Annotated in this window: 8 protein-coding genes; 4 read left to right on the plus strand and 4 right to left on the minus strand. The window is 63.0% G+C overall.

The window, feature by feature from the left end; all coding sequences use genetic code 11:
* Positions 1–1541, plus strand: a 1541-nt coding sequence (locus tag VN004_RS08800) for a bifunctional diguanylate cyclase/phosphodiesterase (protein WP_325609040.1), incomplete at its 5' end; no start/stop codon positions are given.
* Here VN004_RS08800 and phaR read toward each other — a convergent pair.
* Positions 1525–2124 carry a polyhydroxyalkanoate synthesis repressor PhaR gene (gene phaR / locus VN004_RS08805; RefSeq protein ID WP_325609042.1) on the minus strand — a complete coding sequence of 200 codons (600 nt, stop codon included), beginning with the start codon at positions 2122–2124 and terminating at the stop codon, positions 1525–1527. The genes VN004_RS08800 and phaR overlap by 17 nt on opposite strands.
* 180 nt (positions 2125–2304) lie before the next feature.
* Here phaR and VN004_RS08810 point away from each other — a divergent pair, with 180 nt between their 5' ends.
* The 3 genes from VN004_RS08810 (at position 2305) to VN004_RS08820 (ending at position 5364) form a co-directional block, all read left to right on the plus strand.
* Positions 2305–3483 carry an acetyl-CoA C-acetyltransferase gene (locus VN004_RS08810; RefSeq protein WP_325609044.1) on the plus strand — a complete coding sequence of 393 codons (1179 nt, stop codon included), beginning with the start codon at positions 2305–2307 and terminating at the stop codon, positions 3481–3483.
* A gap of 134 nt (positions 3484–3617) precedes the next feature.
* A complete protein-coding gene (locus VN004_RS08815) occupies positions 3618–4343 on the plus strand; it encodes a beta-ketoacyl-ACP reductase (protein ID WP_325609046.1) in 726 nt (241 codons plus the stop codon).
* A 268-nt stretch (positions 4344–4611) separates the two neighbouring features.
* The gene (locus VN004_RS08820) at positions 4612–5364 is read left to right on the plus strand and encodes a hypothetical protein (RefSeq protein ID WP_325609048.1); all 753 of its coding nucleotides are present in this window, start codon (positions 4612–4614) and stop codon (positions 5362–5364) included.
* A 3-nt stretch (positions 5365–5367) separates the two neighbouring features.
* Here VN004_RS08820 and VN004_RS08825 read toward each other — a convergent pair whose 3' ends face one another.
* From VN004_RS08825 to VN004_RS08835, 3 genes are all read right to left on the minus strand, one after another.
* Positions 5368–5793, minus strand: coding sequence for a cupin domain-containing protein (locus VN004_RS08825; protein ID WP_325609050.1), 426 nt, complete (start codon positions 5791–5793; stop codon positions 5368–5370).
* An 11-nt stretch (positions 5794–5804) separates the two neighbouring features.
* On the minus strand, positions 5805–6965 hold the full coding sequence (locus VN004_RS08830) for an acyl-CoA dehydrogenase family protein (protein WP_325609053.1): 1161 nt from the start codon (positions 6963–6965) through the stop codon (positions 5805–5807).
* On the minus strand, positions 6965–7849 hold an 885-nt coding region (locus tag VN004_RS08835; RefSeq protein WP_325609055.1), incomplete at its 5' end, for a MaoC/PaaZ C-terminal domain-containing protein. The genes VN004_RS08830 and VN004_RS08835, both read right to left, overlap by 1 nt.

The following is a 7849-nucleotide window of genomic DNA, read 5'->3' on the forward strand; positions in this document are numbered from 1 at the left end:
AAACCCGCTTCGATGCAATCGTCGGCTCGACCGAGGCCGATCAGGGCGCCGGCGTGCCGTACCAGGTTCAGTACGCGCTGCGCTCCGGCCCGCGAATGCCGAAATTGTGGCTCGAGGATACCGGGCGTTGGTTTGCCGGAGCGGATGGAAAGCCATGCTGGGCCCATGGCGTGATCCGCATGATCAACGATCGTCACGAGCGCGAGGAGCAGCTCACTTATCTGTCGCGCTTTGATCCGCTCACCGGCGAGATCAACCGTTCGCACCTCACCCAGCAACTTGCCCAAACCCTGCAAGAGGCAATCGTCGCGCAAACGTCCTGCGGCTTTCTGCTCGTCGCGGTCGACAACCTTGGCCGGATCAATGAAGGCTATGGCTATGATGTCGCCGACGAGGTGATCAGCGTCGTCGCCAAACGCCTGCGAAGCCGCATGCGCGGGCTCGACGCCCTTGGCCGCTTTTCGGGCAACAAGTTCGGCATCATCCTGAAATCCTGCACGCCCCAGGAAATCGGCGTTGCCGCCCATCGCTTCCTCGCCGCCGTCCGCAACGATATCGTGATGACGACGGCCGGGCCGGTGTCCGTCACCGCCACCATCGGCGGCGTGATCGCTCCGCGCCACGCGTCGAATGTCGACGAGATTCTGGCCCGCGCTCAGGAAACCCTCGAACGCGCGAGAGAAAAGCGGCCAGGTTCGTTTCTCGCCTATCAGCCTAATGTCGAACGCGAGGCCACGCGCCGCGCCAATATCCGGGCGACCGACAAGATCGTCACCGCGCTGAACGAGCGGCGCATCCTGCTGGCCTACGAGCCTGTTGTGGATGCAAAGACCCGCAACATCGCGTTCTACGAATGCCTGTTGCGCATCCGGAACGTCGACGGCTCGCTGATCCCGGCAAGCGAAATCGTTCCGATCGCCGAAAGGCTCGGGCTGGCGCGTCTCCTCGATCAGCGCGTGCTCGACCTTGCGATCAAGGAAATGGCGGCGCATCCGGCGCTTCGCGCCAGCCTCAACGTCTCGGCATCCTCGACCACCGATCCCGACTGGTGGTCACGCCTCGAATCCCTGTTGAGAATGCACGCGGATGTGGCGGAGCGGCTGATCGTGGAGATCACCGAGACCACGGCGATACACGATATCGACAATGCCCGCGGCTTCGTGCGGCGCGTGAAGGACCTCGGCGCCCGCATTGCCATCGACGATTTCGGCGCCGGCTACACCTCGTTCCGCAACCTGCGCAAGCTCGGTGTCGATCTGATCAAGATCGACGGCGCCTTCGTCCAGAACATGATGCGATCCGAAGACGATCGCACTTTCGTGCGAACCATGATCGATCTTGCGCAGGGTCTGAAACTGAAGACGGTCGCCGAATGGGTGCAGGACGAGCAGTCGGCGCAAACGCTCGCCAGCTGGGGCTGCGATTATCTGCAAGGCGAGCATATCGGACTTGCGCGGCTCGAGCGTCCCGAAGGACCGCACTTGCGCAGCGCCGCATTGCAAAGTCCGGCTTCGCCGGCCGCGATCAGCCCTTGTCGCTGATCTTGTCGATGCGCTTTTGCATCTCGTCGATCTGACGCTTCAGGGCATCGATATCTTCGGAAGACGTTGCGGGCTTTTCCGGCTCGGCCTTTTCCCCGCCGGAAGCCGCGTCGCGCAACGGAAATGGCGAGAACATCGAGAAGGCCTTCTCGAACATTTCCATATTGCGGCGAACCTGATCCTCCATCGGACCGAACGGGCTCGCCCCGCCGACACCGACGCCGAAAGCCTGCGCCATCTGCTGCCGCAGCTTTTCCTGCTCGCGCGTGAACGATTCCAGCGACACTTCGAGATAGCGCGGCACCATCATCTGCATGGAGTCGCCGTAGAAGCGGATCAACTGGCGCAGGAAATTGATCGGAAGGAGATTCTGACCTTCCTTGTTTTCCTGTTCGAAGATGATCTGGGCGAGGACCGAGCGTGTGATGTCTTCCGACGTCTTTGCATCGTAAACGACGAAATTTTCGCCGTTCTTCACCATGGTCGCCAGGTCTTCCAGCGTCACATAGGTGCTGGTCCCGGTATTGTAGAGCCGCCGGTTGGCGTATTTCTTGATCGTGATGGGGTCGTCGGATTTTGCCATGATGTCGCTTGTGGCGCCCGCTGAGACCCGGGATCTGGGCCGGTGGGATCAAAATAAGCGGTTTCAACCGGCGGAGCCACCGTTTTGTGGGGGTCGCATCCGGCCGTTTCGCATGGCCGCGAAGGTTTTGCCGCGGCCCGCGCCATGCTATCTGCGGTGCCAGAAGACAGGGAGCTCACTATGCAGGACGATATCGTCATCGTTGGCGCGGCCCGGACACCGGTCGGCGCTTTCAACGGAGCTTTTGCAAACCTTCCGGCGCACGAACTCGGCAAGGTCGCGATCGCGGCAGCGCTGGAGCGCGCCGGGGTTGAGGGACAGCAGGTTTCCGAAGTCATCATGGGCCAGATCCTGACCGCCGGTCAGGGGCAGAATCCAGCTCGCCAGGCGTCGATCGCCGCGGGAATCCCGGTCGAAAGCCCGGCCTGGGGTGTCAATCAGCTCTGCGGATCGGGCCTGCGCGCCGTCGCGCTGGGCTACCAGGCGATCCTCAACGGCGATTCCGACATCGTCGTTGCCGGCGGCCAGGAATCCATGAGCATGGCCCCGCATTGCGCCCATCTGCGCTCTGGCGTGAAAATGGGCGACTTCGCCATGGTCGATACGATGATCAAGGACGGCCTGTGGGATGCCTTTAACGGCTATCACATGGGGACCACGGCCGAGAACGTCGCCAAGCAGTGGCAGATCACCCGCCAGCAGCAGGATGAATTCGCGGTCGGCTCCCAGAACAAGGCCGAAGCTGCGATGAAAGCCGGCAAGTTCAAGGACGAGATCGCACCCGTCACCGTGAAGACGCGCAAGGGCGATATCGTCGTCGACACCGACGAATATCCGAAGGCCGGCGTGACCCTGGACTCGATCGCGAAGCTACGGCCGGCTTTCGACAAGGAAGGCACCGTGACCGCGGCCAATGCCTCGGGCATCAACGACGGCGCCGCCGCGGTGGTGCTGATGAAGGCCTCGGAAGCGCAGAAGAGCGGGCGTCCGATCCTCGCCCGGATCGCGTCCTGGGCCCATGCCGGCGTCGACCCCTCGATCATGGGAACGGGTCCGATCCCGGCTTCGCGCGCCGCACTCAAGAAGGCCGGCTGGAAGATCGAGGACCTCGACCTGATCGAGGCCAACGAGGCGTTCGCCGCGCAGGCCTGCGCGGTCAACAAGGATCTCGGCTGGGATCCCGCCAAGGTCAACGTCAATGGCGGCGCGATTGCCATCGGTCACCCGATCGGTGCATCCGGTGGCCGCGTCCTGGTCACGCTGCTTCACGAGATGCAGAAGCGCAATGCGAAGAAGGGCTTGGCCACTTTGTGCATCGGCGGCGGCATGGGCATCGCGATGTGCGTGGAGCGGCCGTAACGGGCGCAACTTCCGTCGCAGCGCTCTCCTGCGACTGCTTGACTCAAGTCATGGCCGGGGCTTGCCCCGGCCATTTACGTCTCTAGTGTAGTCGTTCCGGCGAAAGGATCGCCTGGACATAAACGGGGGAGACCATGGCGCGTGTTGCATTGGTGACGGGTGGGACACGCGGGATCGGTGAAGCGATCTCCAAGGCACTTAAGAACGCCGGCTACAAGGTCGCAGCGAATTACGGTGGCAACGATGAGGCCGCGCAGAAATTCAAGACTGCCACCGGTATCCCGGTGTACAAATGGGACGTATCGAATTTCGAGGCCTGCGGCGCCGGAATCAAGCAGGTCGAAGCCGACCTTGGCCCGGTCGAAGTGCTGGTGAACAACGCCGGCATCACCCGCGACACCATGTTCCACCGCATGACGCCAGAGCAATGGAATGCGGTCATCAACACCAATCTCGGCTCGCTGTTCAACATGACGCGTCATGTCATCGAGGGCATGCGGGCGCGCAAATTCGGCCGGATCATCAACATATCGTCGATCAACGGCCAGAAAGGCCAGATGGGGCAGGTGAATTATTCGGCTGCGAAGGCCGGCGACATCGGCTTCACCAAGGCCCTGGCGCAGGAAGGCGCAAAGAGCGGCATCACCGTGAATGCGATTTGCCCCGGCTATATCGCAACCGAGATGGTGAAGGCCGTGCCCCAGGATGTCCTGGAGAAGAGCATCCTGCCGCATATTCCGGCGGGACGGCTTGGAGAGCCGGAAGAAATCGCACGATGTGTGGTCTTTCTTGCTTCGGACGAATCAGGCTTCATTACCGGATCGACGCTCACCGCCAATGGCGGTCAATACATGGCCTGAATGTGAGCCCGCTCACATCGTGGAGTTCGGGGTCACGTTATAAGGCTTTGTTGGCGTAGCGGTCTCTGTATCAGTCCTGCTGGTTGCGTATCACCGGCCGCCGGCTGCTTCGAAAAGCAGCTCGCGTGTGTCGCTGCGTTTTGTTCTCACGCTTAATTGGTTTCATGTCCGGTCATCGTCGCGCGTAGAATGTGCCGCTGCGTCGATGCATTGAACCGGCGCCAGGCCGGGCACGACCCATACCGGTGGCGATCGTGCGGAGAAGTGCATGGCCTATTCTTACGTCATTCCTGACGCACGTTTCCCCTCGGGCGCAACGAAGCGCTGGCTTGTCGCCTATCCGACGGCGCAAATTTTGTGCTCCGCAGCCATCGCGGCCCTGGCGGAGGCGTCGTCGCGGCTGCCATCTCTCGACCCTTCTTACATATCGCTGCCATCCATCGACCTGTCTCACCTGTCCGCTCAGTTAACAGCGGCAGCGCCGGTGATCGTGGCGCTGGTCTATGGCCTGACATTCGGCTTCATGCGGGGCGTCGTCTTGCGCGAGAAGCTTGCACGGTTCTCGATGCCGATATGGTGCCTGACGATTGCCGCCGTCAGCCTGTTCATCCTGCCTCCGGAGCCTGAAGCCCTGCAGGGGCTGACGCGCGCGACCGCCGCGAATCTGCAGGCGACCGCCCTCGTGACCATGCCGGTCGCCATATCGGGTATGGTCTACGGCCTTGTCATCGGCGTTGCGGAAGCCATCACCCTGCGGCGCGCCGCATCCGGCCTCCTGACCTGGATCGTCATGTCCGGCATCGCCTGGGGGATCGGTCACCTCGCCGCGTCGGCGATCGCGAGTGTTGCGCCACTTGCCCAGATCACAACGGTCTCACCGCTCGCGTTGCATTGGGGCTATCTGGCGCTGCAAGCCGCGATCGCCGGGGCCATCCTGCTGCCGGCGTTGCGGCTGATCCGGCCGCGGCTCAGCCATTACGGCCCGCGCGTCTACCGCGAAGCGCTCCGCACCAGCGCGTAGCCTTCAATCCGGCGTCCAGCCCTTCGGTGCCAGTTCAAAACCGGAAAACTCGAAGCCGGGCGCGACCGTGCAGCCGACCAGCGTCCAGTCGCCGAGCGATTCCGCCGCCTGCCACGCACCCATCGGCACAATGCCTTGCGGCCGCTGCCCGGCGGCAAGATCGGAGCCCAGCATCAACGTATTGCGCATGCCGTTGTCGTGAATCTCGAGCTTCAGCGGCGCACCAGCGTGCCAATGCCAGGTTTCGACCGCATCGACCCTGTGCCAGTGTGAGCGATCACCCCGCGCCAGCAGGAAATAGATCGCGGTCGAACAGGCGCGGCCGTTGTGGTCCGTTCGGCTGTCGCGGAACGTCTCGCGATAATACCCGCCCTCTGGATGCGGCTGCAGTCCAAGCAGGCGGATGATGTCGGTAGCGGTTTCAGCCATGGTCAGGGACATCAATACGAGCGCGGCAGGCCGAGCACATGCTCGGCAATATAGGACAGGATGAGGTTCGTCGAGATCGGCGCCACCTGATAGAGGCGCGTCTCCCGGAACTTGCGCTCGACGTCGTATTCCTCGGCGAAGCCAAAACCGCCGAATGTCTGCACGCACATATCGGCAGCCGCCCACGAGGCGTCGGCCGCGAGAAGCTTCGCCATGTTGGCCTCCTCGCCAATATCGGAGCCGCTTTCGTAGCGTTCGGCGGCTTCGCGCACCATCAATTCGGCGGCGCGCATCTGCGCATAGGCGCGCGCGATCGGGAACTGCACGCCCTGGTTCTGACCGATCGGCCGGCCGAACACGTTGCGATCCTTCGCATAGGCCGATGCCCTGGCGATGAACCATTTCGCATCGCCGATGCATTCGGCAGCGATCAGGATGCGCTCGGCATTCATGCCGGAGAGGATGTAGCGGAAGCCCTTGCCCTCTTCGCCGATCAGGGACGAGGCCGGCACGCGCATATTGTCGAAGAACACTTCCGTGGTGGCGTGATTCATCATGGTGCGGATCGGGCGAATTTCGAGGCCCTTGCCGCGAACCGCACGCATATCGACCAGCAGCACCGACAGCCCGTCGGTTCGCTTCTGCACCTTGTCGCGCAGCGTGGTTCGCGCAAGCAGCAGCATCAGGTCGGAATATTCCGCGCGCGAGGTCCAGATCTTCTGGCCGTTGACGACATAATCGTCGCCGTCGCGTATCGCCGTGGTGCGCAGCGACAGCGTATCGGTGCCCGAAGTGGGTTCGGTGACGCCGAAGGCCTGCAAGCGCAATTCGTCACGCGCGATGGCGGGTAGATATTTTTTCTTCTGCTCGTCGCTGCCATGCCGCAGCAGCGTGCCCATCGTGTACATCTGGGCATGACAGGCCGCGCCGTTGCAGCCCGACGCCTGGATCTCCTCCATGATCGCCGCGGCCGCGCGCATGGAAAGTCCGCTGCCGCCATACTCCTCGGGGATCAGCGCGGCGAGAAAACCGGCCTTGGTGAGCGCCTCGACGAACGCGGTCGGATAGGCCCGTTCGCGGTCGAGGGCACGCCAATACTCGCCCGGAAAGTCCGCGCACAAGGCGCGCACGCTCTCGCGGATCGCAGCGAGATCGCCGTCGTCGTCACGCATCAGGTCACCTCCGCGCGCCCATTGTTGATCGCAACCGCATCGCGTTCGAGCACACGCGCGCGGAAGCTGACGACGGGCCCGTCTCGCCACATCTCGGTGCGAATGGTTTCGCCGGGAAAGACCGGCGCCGAAAACCGGCCGCCGATGGACCGCATCCGCGCCGGATCGTAGTCGCAGACACTGCGCAGGAGCGCGTGGGCCGCGACACCGAAGCTGCCAAGGCCGTGCAGGATGGGCCGGGGGAAGCCCGCGGCGCGCGCCATCTCTGGATCGGCATGCAGAGGATTGGTATCTGCGGAAAGCCGATAGATCAGCGCCATGTCCGGCCGCGTCGGCAGATCGCAGACGATATCCGGTGCGCGATCGGGAACCGGATGAACCGGCGGCGAGGGACGCGTCGTCCCGCTGAAGCCGCCATCGGCTCTGCAGAACACCGTCTCCCGCATGGTGGCGAGCAACGCACCCGTCGCCTTGTCGGAAATCGTGCGCTCCATGAGGAGCAGCGCGCCCTTCCCGGCGCCCTTGTCGATGACATCGACGAAGCGCTGCCGCGCGACAATAATGCCGGACGTCGGGAGCGGCCGGTGCAGGACGAGATGCTCCTCGCCATGCACGGTCATCTCGAAATTGATGCCGATGCCGAGATCGCGCAGCAGAAACGGATCGAAGCCGAGCACCACCGGAAAAGTCGGCAGCACTTTCAGATTCTTTTCGTAAACGAAGGCGAGTTGCTGCTCGTTGATCGGGTCGTGGCCGAGACCGACGCCAAGCGCATAAAGCATGGCGTCCTTTTCGCTGTAGCGCTGTTCTTTGTCGGGGATGCGAATGGCGAGGAGTTTGTCGGGATCTATCGGCATCGCGAACTCGGTGCTTCCCGTCCCTCC

This window comes from Pseudorhodoplanes sp. (genome assembly GCF_035565855.1).
Taxonomy (GTDB): domain Bacteria; phylum Pseudomonadota; class Alphaproteobacteria; order Rhizobiales; family Xanthobacteraceae; genus Pseudorhodoplanes.